Genomic DNA, 16,998 nt, shown 5'->3' with positions numbered 1-16,998 from the left:
TCCCGTGATACCGATCAGGCCTGCAGGCTGCGGGTCTGGTTCTGCTGCTGTTCCAGCTGCTGGTCACGTTCCAGCGCCAGGCGCTGACCTGCGGCCTGCTGGTCGATGCGCTGGCTGCTCTGCTCCAGCGGCGTGTTCATCGCTACGGCGGTATCCACCGACACGCGCAGGTGGGCCGGGTCGCCGCCCTGGCCCTGCACCGCGAAGCTGCGCGAGGCATCGGCGCTCATCACCACCTCGTCGATGCGCTTGCCGCCGGCGGCGTGCATTTCGGCGGCCAGGCTGCCGGCCAGCTGCGTGCTCATCACGTCCGGCACGCGGCCGACCCGCACGTCCTGCGCGTGCACGCCACGGATCGCATCGTTGAACAGCGGGTTGCCGAGATGGTTGGCATCGTCCATGCGCAGCATGCTGGTGTGTTGGCCGTGCTTGTCGGCCTCGCGGCGTGCCGGCTCACCCGGTTGCAACGGGCCGCGGAGGTGGTCGTACAGGTCGATGGCACCGCCCGGAATGCCGCGTGCGGCGCGGGTGACACCGCGACGCAGCGATTCGACATCGTCGCGGTACTCCTCGATCATCTTCGCGTTGTCCTTGGCCAGCTTCTGCGTTTCCGGGTGCTTCAGCACCGAGCCGTCGCCGAGGAAGTTGCCCAGCTTGTGCGCGCCGAAGGAGCTGCTGGCGGCGATGATCGGGCGGTCCGGAATCAGGTCGCGCAGCGGATGGTTGCTGAAGCCGTTTGCGGCGAGGGTCTTGATCTCGTCGGGCTTGGCGTAGACACGCACCTGGCCGAAGTGCGGCGAGGCTGCGCTGACCGGATCCGACGCCATGACATGGTTGATCATGGTGTTGCCGCCTTCCGGAATGCGGTAGCTGAGGCTGACCGCGCCGTAGGCGTTGAAGGTCTCGCCCTTGACGTTGAAGTGGTGCGAGGTGATCTGGGCCAGGGCGCCACCGAGCGAGTGGCCGGTGACGGTGACCTGCGGGGCTCGTCCACCGAACGCGGCGTCCTGCTTGGCGATATCCAGCGCACTGCGGGTCAGGGCGATCGCATCGGGGGCCTGGACGTTGGTCCGCGCCACCACCATGCCGCCATCGGTGAGGATCGCATCACGGGCGATCTGCTCCGTGCCGCGGTGGGCGACGACGATCTCGTTGGTATCGGTGCGCTGGTAGATGGTGCCCTGATAGCCATTGAGCCGGTTGTCGACGTGCTGCAGTACCTTGTACTCGTGCCCGTTGAGGATGACTTTCTCTTCCTGGCCCGGCGCGCGCCGACCGACCGCGCGATCCTTGTAGGCGTCATCGGACAGCGCGGCATAGTCCTGGCTGGTGATGGTCATGGGGTGACCTCACTGGCGCTGAGGCTCATGGTGAACAGCTTGCCCTGCAGCTCGGCGACGTAGTCGGCAGGGTTGGATTTGCCGGTGGCCGGATAGTCGGCTGCCAGCGGCGCGCGCGGATAGGCCGCGTCCGGATAGTAGAGGGTGTGCGCGCTGCCTTCGGTCAGCGGCTTGGCGTCGACGAAGGTCAGGAAGCGGGTCTCGCCTTCGGCGCCGGTGGCCTTCAGCATCGCGCCGGCACCGCTGAACTGCCACCGGCAGACGCCGCGGCCGTAGTAGTCCTCATCCAGCATGCGGTCGAGATAGACGGTGCCGCGATACTCGCCGTCGGTAATCTTGCGCAGCTGCACCGGTTCCTGGCTGGTGATGCGTGCCGCGGTGCCGGTGGCCGGCTCGATGTGGCCGCACTGGTCTTCGTTGCTGACATCGTACTGGGCGACGCCCTCGACCACCGCGAAATCGCCGGGGGCGTCCTTCAGGCGCAGCACCAGTTCATAGGCCTTGCGCGGGTTGGGGTTGAGCTTGGCGAGGCCGCGCCCACCCTGGGCGACATCGGCTTCAGCAGCGGCACGTTCCTGGTTCATGGCGGTCTCCGGATGGCAAGCGGTCAACAGAAGCAGAGCAAGGCACGGGATCAATGTAGGGCGCAATGTCGGCCTCCTGGAATGAAGGGGGGAAGGGCGGTCGGTCATGGCGGGACGTTCCGTTCGGGGGGCGGTGCCACGGCGGGGGCATCGGAGAATTCCTCGCGGTACGAGGGCAGGTGACGACGGTCCTCGCGCGTGGTCAGGGCTTGCCACACGTTGCCCAGTCCATTGCGGAGCCAGTGCCGGAAGCCGCCGTGGTAGTAGTTCTCGTCGAGCAGGTCCAGGTGCACGCTGCCGTAGTCCCTGCCGAACAGCCGCAGGCGCAGGGTCGCAGGATCGTGTGCGGGACTGGCAGAGAGCGGCACCGGCGGCTGGCCAGGCGCAGGATCGGCGCGCAGCGTCGACCACGTCAGGGCAGGCAGGCCGACGCAGAGCGCGCCGGCACAGGCCAGGCCGATGCAGAGGCGGTGGCGAGGTGCTAGTGGCAAAGTGCTTCCTGCGTGCCGTTGTGGAGAGGGCGTTCCATGCAAGCCTCGATTCCTTGATGAGAGGCACCCCGATTATGGGGCGCTGCCATGACGTGATTCCAGCGTTGCAGGCGCTGTAGTGGCGAAAAATTGACGTACCCTGTCAATGCCGATCTTATTCTGTGACATGCGTTATTGGATTAACCTGGAGATGACAAAGGTGAATCCGCGTTTGTCGAGGCGCGGCGCCGCGTGCATCCGGCCCCGCCGTGGGCACCCCTACCGTAGAAGAACAGCATGACCCTCCGACTCCGTGCCGAATCCCCGGGCGATCACGCCGCCATCCATGCGCTGACCGAGGCCGCGTTCCGTGAGGCCCCGCACAGCAGCCACACCGAGCAGTTCATCGTCGATGCGTTGCGTTCGCGGGGCGAGCTGCGTGTTTCGCTTGTCGCCGAGAACGACGGCGTAGTGATTGGCCACGTGGCGCTGTCGCCGGTGACGATCAGTGATGGCAGCCCCGCCTGGTTCGGCCTGGGCCCGATTTCGGTGCAGCCCGCGTGGCAGGGGCAGGGCGTGGGTACGGCATTGATGCAGGCGGCGCTCGACGCCCTGCGGCAGCAGGGGGCACGCGGTTGCGTGCTGCTGGGCGAGCCGGGCTACTACGGACGCTTCGGCTTCCGCGCCGAGCCGGGCCTGCTGTTGCCGGGGGTGCCGGCGGAATACTTCCAGGCGCTGTGCCTGCATCCTCCGATGGCGCAGGGCGAAGTGCAGTACTCGCCGGCGTTCGAGGCGACGGCCTGATCCAGGCCTTGCACGCCGCAGCTCAGGGCGCGCGCCAGGGCGTAGGTTCGGGTTGCGGCCTGGGAATGCGGTAGCCGCCGATGTGTTCGAGCAGCGTGTTGGTACGACGCTGCTCGAGCAGTATCTCGCGCAGCAGGTTGCGCACGGCGAAGATGGCGAACGGCACCAGGATCCAGGCCAGGCTGAGTGCAAGCGCGAACAGCGTCAACAGGGCTTTACCACCTTCCATGCACGGCACTCCTTGGCAAAGACCGCCACGCTAGCACGCGGCGGCGGCGTGCAGATGTCAGCCCGGGTGGCGAAGGTGGATCAGCGGATACGGACGACCCTGCGAATCCACGGCGGAGCGCCCGGTTTCCACAAAGCCCATGCGCAGGTAGAAACCTACCGCCTGCGCGTTCTGTGCGTTGACGTCGGTGCTCAGCTGCGGATGCAGGGCCAGCGCCTGCGACAGCAGCTGCCGGCCGATGCCGGTGCCACGCACGTCGGGGTCGATGAACAGCGCTTCCATGTGCGTGCCGTCGATCAGCATGAAGCCCTGCGGCCGGTCGTGCGCATCGACGGCGACGATCATCGGCGCCTGCGGCAGGAAGCCCACCACTTCGGCATCGATGGCCTGGCGGTCTTCGGCAGAGAGGAAGTCGTGGGTGGCATCGACGGCGCGTCGCCAGAGATCGACAAGGGCGGCGCCGTCGTCGGCGCGCGAGGGGCGCAGGGTGGTCATGGGTTCACCAAGGTGCTTCGGGACAGTGCGCAGTATGAGGCTTCGCGGCTGCACCTGCAGCGGTGGATTCACGCCTCGTCGCGATGCCGGATGAAGGGGCTGTGGACCGGTGCCTCCGCGCGCAGCGCCACGCCCTGCTCGAAGTCCCCGCTGTCGTTGAAGGGCATGGTCGGCCACTGCCGCCACTGTGCCAGCCGCTCGCGGTAGGCGTGGGTGGCAGCGGCCAACGCGGCATCGTGCGCCTGCGCGTGTTCGCCGCGCAGGCCGGAGCGCACGCCGTGCACGATATGCGGTTGCATCACCTCGAAGCCGATGTAGCGCAGGCTGTACATCAGCGGCCACAGCAGCAGCCGGGTATCGCCTTCGCGGCCATCGACCGCACATGCGCGTGCTGATGAGCCGGTGGTGACGCTCAGCAGCGCACGCTTGCCCTGCATCACGCCGTGTTCGTGGCGCTGGCGGCTGTTGTAGACCGGCCCATAGACCAGCACCCGGTCCAGCCAGCCCTTGAGCACGGCCGGTGCGGCGAACCACCACAGCGGGAATTGCAGGATCAGCAGGTCTGCGGCCTTCAGCAAGCCCAGGTGGCGCTGCACATCGGTGGGCAGATGGCCCTGCTCGGCAGCATGGCGCTGCTCGCGCTGGGCGTCGAAGCGGTCAGGTTGCAGGCGTTGGGGATGCTGATGCTCGGCTTCGAGTGGATCGAACCCATCCGCGTACAGATCGACCACGTCTGCGCGCAGGCCTTCGTGCTGAAGCTGCGCGGCGGCCTGTACGGCCAGGTGGGCATTGAATGAGCGGGGTTCGGGATGGGCCAGCAGGATCAGTGCGCGCATGGGGCAGGGCGGTGGTGGAGTGTGCGACCATCCTCGCGGTGCCGGAATGCCCCGGCAATTACGCACCTTGAGGTAACCATGGCCCATCCTGGTGATGTCTATGCCGCCGATTGCTCGGCACGCGATGCGCTGGCGCTGATCTCCGGCAAATGGGTGATGCTGCTGTTGCCGGCGCTGGCGCACGGCCCGCAGCGCAACGGTGCGCTGCTGCGGAAGATCGAAGGCATCTCGCAGAAGGTGCTGACCCAGACCCTGCGCCAGCTGGAGCGCAATGGCCTGGTCGAGCGTTGTGACCTGGGCAGCAAGCCGCTGCACGTGGAATACCGCCTGACCGACGTTGCGCGCAGCCTGGTGGACACGCTGGCGGCACTGGACCGCTGGGCCGAGCACCATTTTCCGGTGCTGGACGCGGCCCGCGAGCGCTTCGACGCGGGTTGTCGGTAGCTGCACGGTACGGGGCGTACAATGCGTCCCCGGCGGCCATCCTGGCCCAGTTGAAACGCGAGAACCGCCATGACCGATGCCTTGGGTGTACCGGTGCACGACGCCGATGAACGCTGGATGCGCCACGCGCTGGCGCTGGCCGAGCGCGCGCAGCGCGAGTTCGATGAGATTCCGGTAGGGGCGGTGCTGGTCGGGGCCGATGGCCAGTTGCTGGGAGAGGGCTGGAACCTCAACATCGCCTCGCACGACCCCAGCGCGCATGCCGAGATTGTGGCGATGCGCGCGGGCGGCCGCCTGCTGGCCAACCATCGCCTGCTCGGCAGCACCCTGTACGTGACCCTGGAGCCCTGCGCGATGTGCGCGATGGCGATCGTGCATGCGCGTGTGTCGCGACTGGTCTACGGCGCCAGCGACCCCAAGACCGGGGCCTGCGGCAGCGTGTTCGACCTGCTTGGCGATGCCCGCCACAATCACCGCGTGGAGATCCACGGCGGGGTGCTGGCCAAGGAGGCCAGCACGCGCCTGACCAATTACTTCCGGGCCAAGCGCGGCAAGCCGCCGCTGCTGCTAGAAGACCACGCCGGCGAGGGCTGAGGGGCGAAAGGGTATGATGGGCGCCCCTTTCCATCTCCGGTAGGCCGCGCGCCTGCCCAGCAACGAGGCGACACATGGCGGACAACGGCGCGGCCAACGAGCGACTGATCTGGATCGACCTGGAAATGACCGGGTTGGATACCGACAACGATTCGATCATCGAGATCGCCACGGTGGTCACCGATGCCCAGCTCAACGTGCTGGCCGAAGGCCCGGAATTCGCCATCCACCACCCGCTGCAAACGCTGGAAGCGATGGATGAGTGGAACCGCAACCAGCATCGCCGTTCGGGCCTGTGGCAGCGCGTGGTGGACAGCACCACCACCCTCGGCCAGGCCGAGGCGCAGACGGTGAATTTCCTGGCGCAGTGGATTCCGGCCGGCCTGTCGCCGATGTGCGGCAACTCGATCTGCCAGGACCGGCGTTTCCTGCACCGGCAGATGCCGCGCCTGGAGAAGTACTTCCACTATCGCAACCTGGACGTATCCACGGTGAAGGAACTGGCCAAGCGCTGGGCGCCGAACGTGGCCGCTGGCGTCGGCAAGAACAGCAACCACACCGCGCTCAGCGACGTGCATGATTCGATCGCCGAGCTGCGCCATTACCGCCAGTTCATGGGCGCGCTGTCCGGCTTGCCGACCCCTTGACCGGTGGTGCCGGCCGCTGGCCGGCAATCCCACTCTGATCCCGGCGACAAACCGTTCAACTCCCTGGCGCTAAGATCGGCGCCATGAACGAGCCCATCCTGCTGCCCCGCGACATCGCCCACGACGCCCGCGACTGGTCCGACCTGCAACGGGCGGTAACCCTGCTGGAAGCGCCGACCCTGACCGCGCGCATGGCCAACCTGGTCGGCACGCCGCTGGAGTTTGCGGTGAAGGCGCTGCCCAGCTCGGTCTCCAGCCGCATCCACGGCGCGGTACAGGCCGCGCTGTCGAAATCGGCGCAGGCGGCGCTGTGGAGCATGGACAACACCCCCGGCAAGGGCGCGTCCACGCGCTGGCACAAGGTGGCGGCGGCGACCTCCGGTGCGGTGGGTGGGGCATTCGGCTTCGCAGCGCTGTTCATTGAACTGCCGGTGTCGACCACGATCATGATGCGCGCGGTGGCCGATGTGGCACGCAGCGAGGGTTTCGACCTGTCCGAGTTCAGCACCCGCCAGGCCTGCCTGGAGGTGTTCGCACTGGGCGGAAACTCGCCGCGCGATGACGCCAGCGAGACCGGCTACTACCTGGCCCGTGGCTTCACCACCGATGTGATGCGCCACCTGTCGGCGGAACTGGCCGGTCGCGTGGTGACCGGGCGCGACCTGACCCTCGGCGTGGCACCCAAGGAGGCCGGCAAGCTGCTGGCGAAGATGGTCGAGAAGGTGGCCGCGCGCTTTGGCGTGGTGGTCACCGAGAAGTTCGCCGCGCAGGCGGTGCCGATCGTCGGTGCGGCGGCGGGTGCAACGCTGAACACCATGTTCACCGACTACTACCAGGACATGGCGCGGGGCCACTTCATCGTGCGCCGGCTGGAACGCAAGTACGGCGAAGATGTGGTGCGCACCTGCTATGACCGGGTGGCACACGGCGCGGTCAGGATCGAGCCAAGGCTGGAGTAGATCCACGCCGGGGTCAGAGCCCTTTCCGCCGGAAAGGGATCTGACCCCGGTGGGCATCCTTGCCTGCCGGGCACAACTGTTTTGCCGCACCGCGCCTGTTGCGCGGCGGTGACCATCCCCATCCTTGCCGGCACTCCCCCCGCAAGAGATTGCCGCCATGTTGTTCACTCCCCACCGCCTGGGCGCACTGACGCTGCCCAACCGCATCGTGATGCCGCCGATGACCCGCTCACGTGCGGCGCGCGGCAACGTCGCCACTGCCGAAATGGCCGCCTACTACGCGCAGCGGGCCGGTGCCGGCCTGATCGTCAGCGAAGGCACCCAGATCAGCGCGCAGGGCCAGGGCTATGCCTGGACCCCGGGCATCCACAGCGCGGAGCAGGTGCAGGGCTGGCGCCAGGTGACCGAGGCCGTGCACGCCGCGGGCGGCCGCATCTACGCCCAGCTGTGGCACGTGGGCCGGGTCTCGCATGTGGCGCTGCAGCCGGGCGGTGCTGCGCCGGTGTCGTCGTCGGCGCTGCTGGCCGAAGGCGTGAAGGTGTTTGTTGATCCCTCGGGCGCTGGCCCGGAAGCCGGCGTGGGCGAAATGATCCAGCATTCAATGCCACGCGCGCTGGCGGCGGACGAGATTCCGGGCATCGTCGCCGACTATGCCCAGGCCGCCCGCAATGCGCTGGCGGCGGGCTTCGACGGCGTCGAGCTGCATGGTGCCAATGGCTACCTGATCAACCAGTTCATCGATTCACAGTCCAACCAGCGCAGCGACGGCTATGGTGGCTCGCTGCAGAACCGCCTGCGCTTCCTGCGCGAGGTGGTGCAGGCGGTGGTCGCTGTGGCCGGTGGTGAGCGCGTGGGTGTGCGGCTGGCGCCGCTGACCACCCTGCAGGGGGCGGTGGACGACACGCCGCAGGCCACCTATCTGGCCGCAGCCCACCTGCTGGGCGGGCTGGGCGTGGGCTACCTGCATATCGCCGAGGCTGACTGGGACGATGCGCCGCTGATGCCGCTGGCCTTCAAGCAGGCGCTGCGCATGGTCTACCCCGGCACCCTGATCTACGCTGGCAAATACACCGCTGAGCGTGCCGGGCAGGCGCTGGCCGAAGGCTGGGCCGACCTGATCGGCTTCGGTCGCCCGTTCATCGCCAATCCGGACCTGCCCGAGCGCCTGCGCCTGGGCGCGGAACTGAACCCGCCGGACCGCGCGAGCTTCTTCGGTGGCGGCGCGGCCGGGTTCACCGATTACCCGGCGCTGGAGCAAAGCGTCGCGGCCTGAGCGGCGGTTGCCGGCCAGCGGCCGGCACTACCGGCCCCCGGATCGGCGGGGCCCCGAATGGGTGGGTGCCCGAATGGGTGGGTGCCGACCGTTGGTCGGCACAATCAGGGAGCCAGCAATGTGGAGGTTGCCGCCCCCCAATCGGTGGGTGCCGACCGTTGGTCGGCACAGTCAGGAAACCAGCAGTGTGGAGGTTACCGGCCAGCGGTCGGCATTACCGGTCGCGCACCAGCGCGTCGGCCTCGACCACGCCACCATCCTTGCCATGCAGGTACAGGTGCATGTCCTGCTGCGGATACGGAATGTTGATGCCGGCCTTGTCGAAGCCCAGCTTGAGCTGCTCCAGCAGCGTGACCTTGGTTGCGAACCAGTCGGCCGACTTCACGTAGCAGCGGATGCCGAGGTTGATCGCATGTGCGCCCAGTTCGTATACCACCACATCCGGTGCCGGTGACTGCAGCACGCGCGGGTCGGCCTTCATCAGCGCCAGTGCGGTGTCGCGGGCGAGCTGGATGTTGTCCTCATAGCCGATGCCGATCACCAGTTCGACACGACGGGTCGGTTCGGCGGTCAGGTTGATGATCGGCGCCGCGGTGATCAGCGTGTTGGGAATGGTCGTGTGCTGGTTGTCGGCACCGGTGAGGACGGTCTGGAAGATGCGGACCTCGCGCACCGTGCCGGTCTGGCCGGCCACCGTCACCACGTCACCGACGCGGAACGGGCGCAGCGTCACCAGCATCACGCCCGAGGCGATGTTGGACAGCGAATCCTTCAGCGCCAGGCCGACGGCCAGGCCGGCGGTACCGAGCACGGCCAGCAGCGGGGTGATCTGCACGCCCAGCGTGCCGATCGCCAACACCACCACGATCACCAGCGACGCGGCGTACACCACATTGCGCAGGAAGCTGCCCAGCATCGGATCCACGCCCATGCGCGCGGTGGCGCGCGGCATCGCATTGGACAGGCGGCGCGCCACCCACATGCCGACCAGCAGGACCACGATCGCGGCCAGCAAGGGGACGCCGTAGGTTTCCAGCAGGCGCTCCCAGTCGAGTGAATGGAACCAGGGCGTAGCGGCGGGCGAGGGCGGTGCGGCGGCGATCATGCGGGAATTCCTTTGCTGCTGCGGGACAGGCGCGAAGCGCGCGTGGCGTGTGTGGACGCCAGAAACAGCAAGCCCCGCAGAGGCGGGGCTTGCATGCAGCAGCAGTATGGGCAGACGCCGATGAACGTGACGTCAGCCCATTACGGCATCAGCCGTTGGCTTTCAGCTTGGCCAGGCGCAGCCAGGTATCGACCACGGTGTCCGGGTTCAGCGACACCGACTCGATGCCTTCCTGCATCAGCCACTCGGCCAGGTCCGGATGATCGGACGGGCCCTGGCCGCAGATGCCGACGTACTTGCCCTTGGCGCGTGCCGACTTGATCGCCATCGACAGCAGCTTCTTCACCGCCGGGTTACGTTCGTCGAACAGGTGCGCGACGATCGACGAGTCACGGTCCAGGCCCAGGCTGAGCTGGGTCAGGTCGTTGGAGCCGATCGAGAAGCCGTCGAAGATCTCCAGGAACTCATCGGCGAGCAGTGCGTTGGACGGCACTTCGCACATCATGATGATCTTCAGGCCGTTCTCGCCCTGCTTCAGGCCATTCTGTTCCAGCACCTCGATGACCTTGCGGCCTTCTTCCAGGGTGCGCACGAACGGAATCATGACCCACAGGTTGTCCAGGCCCATTTCGTTGCGCACGCGCAGCACGGCCTTGCACTCCAGCGCGAAGGCGGCCGAGAAGCTCGGGTCGACGTAACGGCTGGCACCGCGGAAGCCGATCATCGGGTTCTCTTCGTGCGGCTCGTAGTTGCTGCCGCCGATCAGGTTGGCGTACTCGTTGGACTTGAAGTCCGACAGGCGCACGATCACCGCGTTCGGTGCGACCGAGGCGGTGAGGGTGGCGATGCCTTCCGCCAGGCGGTCCACATAGAAGCTGACCGGATCACCGTAGCCGGCGATCTTCTCGTCGATCTTCTTCTTCGTCGCGGCATCCTGGCGGTCGTATTCCAGCAGCGCGTTGGGGTGGATGCCGATGTGGCTGGCGATGATCATTTCCAGGCGCGCCAGGCCGATGCCGGCGTTCGGCAGCTGGCCGAAGTCGAAGGCACGTTCCGGGTTGGCCACGTTCATCATGATCTTCAACGGTGCCGGCGGCATGTTGCCCAGATCGGTGGTGGTGCGCTCGAAGCCGAGCTTGCCTTCGTAGATGAAGCCGGTGTCGCCTTCAGCGCAGCTGACGGTGACCAGCTGGCCATCTTCGATGACCTTGGTGGCATTGCCCGAACCGACCACGGCCGGCACGCCCAGCTCGCGCGCGATGATCGCGGCGTGGCAGGTGCGGCCGCCCCGGTTGGTGACGATCGCCGAAGCGCGCTTCATCACCGGTTCCCAGTCCGGGTCGGTCATGTCGGCGATCAGCACGTCGCCCGGCTGCACGCGGTTCATGTCGTCCAGCGTCTTCACCACGCGGGCCACGCCCGAACCGATCTTGGCACCGACGGCGCGGCCTTCGGCCAGCACCTTGCCGCCCTTCTCGGTCAGCGCGAAACGCTCGATCTGGGTAGCGTGGCTGCGCGACTTCACGGTCTCCGGGCGCGCCTGCACGATGAACAGCTTGCCGCTGACACCGTCCTTGGCCCACTCGATGTCCATCGGGCGGCCGTAGTGCTTCTCGATGACCAGCGCCTGCCTGGACAGTTCCTGCACGTCCTCGTCGCTGATCGAGAAGGTGGTGCGCAGTTCAGCCGGGGTGTCCTCGATCTTCACGCGCTCGCCGGGGACATCCGAATACACCATGCGGATCGCCTTGCTGCCGAGCGAGCGGCGCAGGATCGCCGGCTTGCCGGCCTGCAGGGTGGGCTTGTAGACGTAGTACTCGTCCGGGTTGACCGCGCCCTGCACGACCATTTCGCCGAGGCCGAACGACGAGGTGACGAACACCACGTCGCGGAAGCCGGACTCGGTGTCCAGGGTGAACAGCACGCCGGAGGAACCGACGCCCGAACGCACCATCAGCTGCACGCCGGCGGACAGGAACACGTCTTCATGCTTGAAGCCGTGGTGCACGCGGTAGGCGATGGCGCGGTCGTTGTACAGCGAGGCGAACACTTCCTTGACCTTGTGCACGACGTCGTCGGCACCGGTCACGTTGAGGAAGGTCTCCTGCTGGCCGGCGAAGGACGCATCCGGCAGATCCTCGGCGGTGGCCGACGAGCGCACGGCCACGGCCACGTCGCCGCCACCGTTGTCGGCGCTCAGCTTGGCATAGGCGGTACGGATGTCCTGGTCCAGCTGCGGCTGCAACGGAGCATCGATGACCCAGCCGCGGATTTCCTTGCCGGCCGCGGTCAGCGCGGTGACGTCTTCGACGTCCAGCGTGGCCAGCTTGTCGAAGATGCGCTTGGACAGATCGTTGTGCGCAATGAAGTCCTTGAAGGCTTCAGCGGTGGTGGCATAACCGCCCGGCACCGAGACGCCCAGACCGGCCAGGTTGCCGATCATCTCGCCCAGCGACGAATTCTTGCCGCCTACGCGGGCCAGATCGGCCAGACGCAGTTCGTGCAACCACAGGATGTTCTCGTTCAAGCGCGATGCTCCGTTTGGCCATCGCCCGAGGCGGGCTGTAATGGCCGCGTCCGTAGGAAGAAGCCGATATGATGCCGGGCAGACCACCGTCGGCACAAGCTTGTGCTGACGGCCTTTTTAGGCTTCGTAGGGGGTAAAAGCGCGCATGTCGACCATCCGTCCGGTGTTCTACGTTTCCGATGGAACCGGTATCACCGCTGAAACCATTGGGCATAGCCTGCTGACCCAGTTCTCCGGGTTCAGCTTCATTACCGACCGCATGTCGTTTGTCGACGACCCCGAAAAGGCGCGTGAAGCCTGTACCCGGATCCAGGCGGCGGGGGAGCGCTACCAGGTCCGGCCGATCGTGGTGAACTCCTGCGTGGACCAGAGCCTGAGCCTGATCCTGGCCGACAGCGGGGCCTTGATGCTGGATGTGTTCGCGCCGTTCATCGAGCCGCTGGAGCGTGAACTGGCCAGCCCGCGCCTGGCCCGGGTCGGCCAGGCCCACGGCATGGTCGACTTCGACACCTACCACCGCCGCATCAATGCGATGAACTTCGCGCTGACCCATGACGATGGCATCGCGGTCAATTACGACGATGCCGACGTGATCCTGGTGGCGGTGTCGCGCGCCGGCAAGACCCCGACCTGCATCTACCTGGCCCTGCATTACGGGGTGCGCGCGGCCAACTACCCGCTGACCGACGAGGACCTGGAAAGCGACCGCCTGCCGCCGCGCCTGCGCAACTACCGGCGCAAGCTGTTCGGCCTGACCATCGACCCCGACCGCCTGCAGCAGATCCGCCAGGAGCGCCGCCCGAACTCGCGCTACGCCAACCTGGACACCTGCAAGCGCGAGGTGGCTGCGGCCGAGGTCATGTTCCAGATGGAACGGATCCCGACCCTGAGCACCACCCATACCTCGATCGAGGAAATCTCGAGCAAGGTGCTGGCCACCCTGGGCTTGCAGCGCGAGCTGTATTGATCCGTGCGCCACGACCAACGGTCGTGGCCTACCTGGGTGGCGGGCATTGCCGCTCCTCCGCGGTGGGTATCGACCGTTGGTCGATATCGCGCCCTTTGCTCAGGGCGATCCCGCCCCCACGTTGAAGCACCAACGTGTAGGATCGACCCATGGCCCAAGCCTCGCCCCGCACCGACCGCATTCCCCGCCTGAGCCGGCTGAGCTGGCTCATGGGCCTGTATGCAGAAAACTACCGCCACCTGGTGCGCCTGTTCGCACCGGCCGAACTGGTGGCCGGCAGCTACATTTCCTCGGTCGGCGATGGCCTGGATGTGCGCCTGGACGTGATCGAGTGCCACCGCTACACGGTGGAACTGCGGCTGACCTACGACCTGGCCGACCCGGTCACCGGCGAGCCGGATCCGTCGGCCTATGTGCGCCTGTACCGTGACGCGCGCCAGGCCGAGACCACCCACTGCTACGTCGGCCGCCGCTGGCAGGACACCATGGGGCTGTACCCTCCGCCGGCGGAGCTGATCAGCCATCGCATGCGGATGAACACCTTCCTCGGCAAGTGGCTGGAATACCTGGCCGAGCGCGGCCACGGCGTGGCGACCCTGCGCCGCGATCCCGACGGGGCCGGCGTGCCCACCGAGCGTCGCCTGTCGCTGGTGCGCTGATCGGCCATAATCCGGGGCTGACCTGCCGCTGGATGCTGCCTCATGCCGTACACCCCGATCGTCGCCACCCTGGGCTACGTGCTTTCGCCTGATCGTCGCCAGGTGCTGATGATCCACCGCAACACCCGGCCCGGTGACCACCACCTGGGCAAGTACAACGGTCTGGGCGGCAAGATCGAAGCGGACGAAGACGTGGCGGCCAGCATGCGCCGCGAGATCGCCGAGGAAGCGGGCATCGACTGCACCGCCATGCGCCTGCGCGGCACCATCAGCTGGCCGGGCTTCGGCAAGCATGGCGAGGACTGGCTGGGCTTCGTGTTCGTCATCGAGGGATTCGAGGGCGCCCCGCACGGCGGCAACCACGAAGGCACGCTGGAGTGGGTGGACCTGGACAAGCTGGACACGCTGCCGATGTGGGAGGGCGACCGCAATTTCCTGCCGCTGGTGTTCGACGCCGACCCGCGCCCGTTCCACGGGGTGATGCCCTACAAGGATGGCCGCATGCAGAGCTGGTCCTACAGCCGCTTCTGACCCGGAGAATCGGGAAGGTGCCCGCCTGGGTGGGCATCCGCCCTTTGGGCAATTAATACCCGGGCAATATTGACGGCCATAAATTACCCGGGCAATAATTGTCCGTCGCCTCCCATGCCAGAGCCCTGCCCGTGTCCCGACTTCCTCCCTTCAGCTGTTTCGACGGCCATCGGCTGATCGCGTCCGGAACCCCGGAGGTGGCTGCGCTGGCGCTCAAGCAGTTGCGTGCCGACAACGCCGCCGGTCCGCTGCTGGTGTTCGACAACAGCAGCGGCCACACCCGCGATTTCGATACCCGCGGCAGTGACGCACAGGTGCTGGCGCGGGTGGCCGAGGCGTTCCCGACGGCGGTGGATGCGGGCCTCGAGGCGGCATCCGAAGACGCAGCCGTCGCTCCGCGGGGCCGTGGCCGGCCAAAGCTGGGCGTGGTCGCCCGTGAGGTGACGCTGCTGCCGCGCCATTGGGCGTGGCTGGCCGAACAGCCCGGCGGCGCGTCCGTCGTGCTGCGCAGGCTGGTGGAAGCGGCCAGTCGCGCTGGTGCGGACAGGGAGCAGCAGCGCCGTGGCAGCGAGCGCGCCTATCACTTCCTGCAGACCATCGGCGGTAACCTGCCGGGCTTCGAGGATGCGATCCGGCTGCTGTTCGCGCACGGCCGTGCGGGCCTGGAGGCGGCGCTGCGCAGCTGGCCCGACGATGTCCGCGACCACGCCCTGCGCCTGGCCTTCGACCCCGCCGCGGACGCCACCGACCGCTGAACCTTCGCGCCGCCGCGCTGGCGGCTGCGTCTGACCGCGGGCTGAGGCCCGCACACTTCCTGCTTGCTTTGCTGGCTGAAATGCCGGGCAGGGCAGCGCCTTGCCCGGAGAATCCGATGAGTCCCCCCGCAACCCCGGCCCCGCCGGTTGCCCCGCCCCTGTGGCGCACTTACCTGGCCCTGCTGGTTCCGATGCTGTTGACCAATGCGCTGCAGCTGGCCGCAGGCACGCTGGACAACATCTACCTCGGGCACATGCTCGGCACCCAGGCCGTCGCCGCCGCGGCGGCGTTCTTCCCGGTCTTCTTCCTGTTGCTGGCGCTGGTGATGGGCCTGGCAACCGGCGCGATGGTGTTGATCGGCCAGGCCTGGGGCGCGGGTCGTCCGCAGCAGGCACGTGCCGTCGCCGGCAGTGCCGTGGCCCTGGCGCTGACGTTGTCGTTGCTGGTGATGGTGGCGGGCGTCATCTTCGCGCCGCGGCTGCTGGCCGTCCTCGGCACGCCGGCACCGATCCTGGGCGAGGCGACGGTCTATGCGCGGGTGCTGCTGCTGGGAGCGCCGGCGTTCTTCCTGCTCTGGCTGGCGACCGCGGTAAGCCGCGCGGTGGGCGATGCGAAGACACCCCTGCACGCGCTGCTGTTGGCCACGCTGGTGGGCCTGCTGTGCACCCCCTTGCTGATCGTGGGTTGGGCCGGGCTGCCACGGATGGGGGCTGCCAGCGCGGCAGTGTCGGCGGCGTTGGCGGCGCTGCTGGCGCTGGCCTGGTTGCTGTGGCGCTGGCATCGGCTGGGGCATCCGCTGGCACCGGGCCATGACCTGTTGCGTGCGATCCGCTTCGACGGGGGGCTGATCCGCTCGATGCTGCGCATCGGCGTACCGTCCTCGCTGCAGATGCTCAGCCTGGCAATTGCCGAGATCGTGCTGCTGGGATGGATCAACCGCCATGGCTACACGGCCACGGCAGCCTATGGTGCGGTCAACCAGCTGATGAGCTGGGTGCAGCTGCCGGCGATGTCGCTGGGCATCACCGCCACCATCCTTGCTGCGCATGCGATGGGGGCGGGGCGCGCGGCACGGCTGCCGGCCATCGCCCGCACCGGCGTGCTGCTGGGTGCCGCGATGTTGTCCGCCGTGGTGGTGCTGGTGATGGTGCTGGCGCCTTGGCTGACCGGGCTGATCCTGGCGGCGCCGGAGGTGCGCGAGCTGGCCACGCTGCAGTTGCGCACCGTGGCATGGGGCGTGCTGGCGATGGGCGGCAGTACGGTGCTGGTCGGGGTGATGCGCGGCAGCGGCACGGTGCTGCTGCCGGCGCTGCTGGGCGTGTCGGCGGTGCTGCTGCTGGAGCTGCCGTTGGCGATGTGGCTGCAGGCGCGGCATGGCCTGCATGGGGTGTGGTGGGCGTGGCCGCTGGGCCTGCTGGCGATGCTGGTGATGCAGGTGGCGTGCTTCGCGCGCTGGCGCCGCCGGCTGCCGGCGGCGGCATGACCACGCACGGGCAGTGCCGGCCATTGGCCGGCATTGCGGACCCAGCAGCAGCCGGCCAGCGGCCGGCTCTACCTTGCGGTGGAGGTTCGTGCAGCCGGCCAGCGGCCGGCTCTACCGTGGGGTGGAGGTTTGTGCAGCCGGCCAGCGGCCGGCGCTACCGTGGGGTGGATGTTGGTGCAGCCGGCTAGCGGCCGGCGCTACCTTGCGGTGGAGATTCGTGCAGCCGGCCAGCGGCCGGCGCTACCTTGCGGTGGAGGTTCGTGCAGCCGGCCAGCGGCCGGCTCTACCGTGGGGT

19 protein-coding genes are annotated in these 16,998 nt (G+C 67.7%); 11 read left to right on the top strand and 8 right to left on the bottom strand.

Annotation, left to right across the window (positions count from 1 at the left end; genetic code table 11):
- Positions 1 to 14 precede the first annotated feature (14 nt).
- From Q0P60_RS02405 to Q0P60_RS02395, 3 genes are read right to left on the bottom strand one after another with little or no spacing between them, the layout of a single operon-like run.
- Entirely contained in the window at positions 15 to 1,340 is a 1,326-nt protein-coding gene (locus tag Q0P60_RS02405) for an XVIPCD domain-containing protein (RefSeq protein WP_294987872.1), read from the bottom strand.
- Positions 1,337 to 1,990: a hypothetical protein gene (locus Q0P60_RS02400; RefSeq protein ID WP_142806254.1), complete on the bottom strand. Its 654-nt coding sequence runs from the start codon at positions 1,988 to 1,990 to the stop codon at positions 1,337 to 1,339. The genes Q0P60_RS02405 and Q0P60_RS02400 overlap by 4 nt, the downstream gene beginning before the upstream one ends.
- 38 nt (positions 1,991 to 2,028) lie before the next feature.
- The gene (locus Q0P60_RS02395) at positions 2,029 to 2,415 is read right to left on the bottom strand and encodes a hypothetical protein (protein ID WP_294987869.1); all 387 of its coding nucleotides are present in this window, start codon (positions 2,413 to 2,415) and stop codon (positions 2,029 to 2,031) included.
- Positions 2,416 to 2,691: 276 nt separating this feature from the next.
- Here Q0P60_RS02395 and Q0P60_RS02390 point away from each other — a divergent pair, with 276 nt between their 5' ends.
- The gene (locus Q0P60_RS02390; RefSeq protein WP_294987866.1) at positions 2,692 to 3,198 is read left to right on the top strand and encodes an N-acetyltransferase; all 507 of its coding nucleotides are present in this window, start codon (positions 2,692 to 2,694) and stop codon (positions 3,196 to 3,198) included.
- A gap of 22 nt (positions 3,199 to 3,220) precedes the next feature.
- On the opposite strand, the gene Q0P60_RS02385 is transcribed toward Q0P60_RS02390, so the two are convergent.
- From Q0P60_RS02385 to Q0P60_RS02375, 3 genes are all read right to left on the bottom strand, one after another.
- The gene (locus tag Q0P60_RS02385) at positions 3,221 to 3,427 is read right to left on the bottom strand and encodes a hypothetical protein (RefSeq protein WP_294987864.1); all 207 of its coding nucleotides are present in this window, start codon (positions 3,425 to 3,427) and stop codon (positions 3,221 to 3,223) included.
- Between the two features lie 57 nt (positions 3,428 to 3,484).
- A complete protein-coding gene (locus Q0P60_RS02380; RefSeq protein WP_294987862.1) occupies positions 3,485 to 3,922 on the bottom strand; it encodes an acetyltransferase in 438 nt (145 codons plus the stop codon).
- A gap of 68 nt (positions 3,923 to 3,990) precedes the next feature.
- Positions 3,991 to 4,758: an NAD(P)H-dependent oxidoreductase gene (locus Q0P60_RS02375; protein ID WP_294987860.1), complete on the bottom strand. Its 768-nt coding sequence runs from the start codon at positions 4,756 to 4,758 to the stop codon at positions 3,991 to 3,993.
- A 78-nt stretch (positions 4,759 to 4,836) separates the two neighbouring features.
- Here Q0P60_RS02375 and Q0P60_RS02370 point away from each other — a divergent pair, with 78 nt between their 5' ends.
- From Q0P60_RS02370 to Q0P60_RS02350, 5 genes are all read left to right on the top strand, one after another.
- Positions 4,837 to 5,202 (top strand): helix-turn-helix domain-containing protein, encoded by a 366-nt coding sequence (locus tag Q0P60_RS02370; protein ID WP_294987858.1) that lies wholly within the window; start codon positions 4,837 to 4,839, stop codon positions 5,200 to 5,202.
- A gap of 69 nt (positions 5,203 to 5,271) precedes the next feature.
- Positions 5,272 to 5,796 carry a tRNA adenosine(34) deaminase TadA gene (gene tadA / locus Q0P60_RS02365; protein ID WP_294987856.1) on the top strand — a complete coding sequence of 175 codons (525 nt, stop codon included), beginning with the start codon at positions 5,272 to 5,274 and terminating at the stop codon, positions 5,794 to 5,796.
- A gap of 74 nt (positions 5,797 to 5,870) precedes the next feature.
- Entirely contained in the window at positions 5,871 to 6,443 is a 573-nt protein-coding gene (gene orn, locus Q0P60_RS02360; RefSeq protein ID WP_294987854.1) for an oligoribonuclease, read from the top strand.
- A gap of 83 nt (positions 6,444 to 6,526) precedes the next feature.
- Entirely contained in the window at positions 6,527 to 7,402 is an 876-nt protein-coding gene (locus tag Q0P60_RS02355; protein WP_294987852.1) for an EcsC family protein, read from the top strand.
- 157 nt (positions 7,403 to 7,559) lie between these two features.
- Entirely contained in the window at positions 7,560 to 8,675 is a 1,116-nt protein-coding gene (locus Q0P60_RS02350) for an alkene reductase (RefSeq protein ID WP_294987850.1), read from the top strand.
- Between the two features lie 214 nt (positions 8,676 to 8,889).
- Here Q0P60_RS02350 and Q0P60_RS02345 read toward each other — a convergent pair whose 3' ends face one another.
- The gene (locus Q0P60_RS02345; protein ID WP_294987848.1) at positions 8,890 to 9,780 is read right to left on the bottom strand and encodes a mechanosensitive ion channel domain-containing protein; all 891 of its coding nucleotides are present in this window, start codon (positions 9,778 to 9,780) and stop codon (positions 8,890 to 8,892) included.
- A 148-nt stretch (positions 9,781 to 9,928) separates the two neighbouring features.
- Positions 9,929 to 12,307, bottom strand: coding sequence for a phosphoenolpyruvate synthase (gene ppsA, locus Q0P60_RS02340; RefSeq protein WP_294987846.1), 2,379 nt, complete (start codon positions 12,305 to 12,307; stop codon positions 9,929 to 9,931).
- 145 nt (positions 12,308 to 12,452) lie between these two features.
- On the opposite strand from ppsA, the gene Q0P60_RS02335 reads away from it, so the two are divergent.
- The 5 genes from Q0P60_RS02335 (at position 12,453) to Q0P60_RS02315 (ending at position 16,703) form a co-directional block, all read left to right on the top strand.
- Positions 12,453 to 13,274 (top strand): pyruvate, water dikinase regulatory protein, encoded by an 822-nt coding sequence (locus Q0P60_RS02335; protein ID WP_294987844.1) that lies wholly within the window; start codon positions 12,453 to 12,455, stop codon positions 13,272 to 13,274.
- A 149-nt stretch (positions 13,275 to 13,423) separates the two neighbouring features.
- Positions 13,424 to 13,933, top strand: coding sequence for a DUF1249 domain-containing protein (locus tag Q0P60_RS02330; RefSeq protein WP_294987842.1), 510 nt, complete (start codon positions 13,424 to 13,426; stop codon positions 13,931 to 13,933).
- Between the two features lie 42 nt (positions 13,934 to 13,975).
- Complete coding sequence (locus tag Q0P60_RS02325; RefSeq protein ID WP_294987840.1) at positions 13,976 to 14,464, top strand: 8-oxo-dGTP diphosphatase; 489 nt, start codon at positions 13,976 to 13,978, stop codon at positions 14,462 to 14,464.
- Between the two features lie 125 nt (positions 14,465 to 14,589).
- Positions 14,590 to 15,219, top strand: coding sequence for a DUF2239 family protein (locus Q0P60_RS02320; RefSeq protein ID WP_294988474.1), 630 nt, complete (start codon positions 14,590 to 14,592; stop codon positions 15,217 to 15,219).
- A gap of 116 nt (positions 15,220 to 15,335) precedes the next feature.
- Complete coding sequence (locus Q0P60_RS02315; RefSeq protein WP_294987838.1) at positions 15,336 to 16,703, top strand: MATE family efflux transporter; 1,368 nt, start codon at positions 15,336 to 15,338, stop codon at positions 16,701 to 16,703.
- Positions 16,704 to 16,998: the final 295 nt, after the last annotated feature.

Origin of the sequence: uncultured Stenotrophomonas sp. (genome assembly GCF_945952405.1) — a bacterium.
Classification (GTDB): Bacteria; Pseudomonadota; Gammaproteobacteria; order Xanthomonadales; family Xanthomonadaceae; genus Stenotrophomonas.
This window is presented reverse-complemented; position numbering and strand designations above follow the sequence as displayed.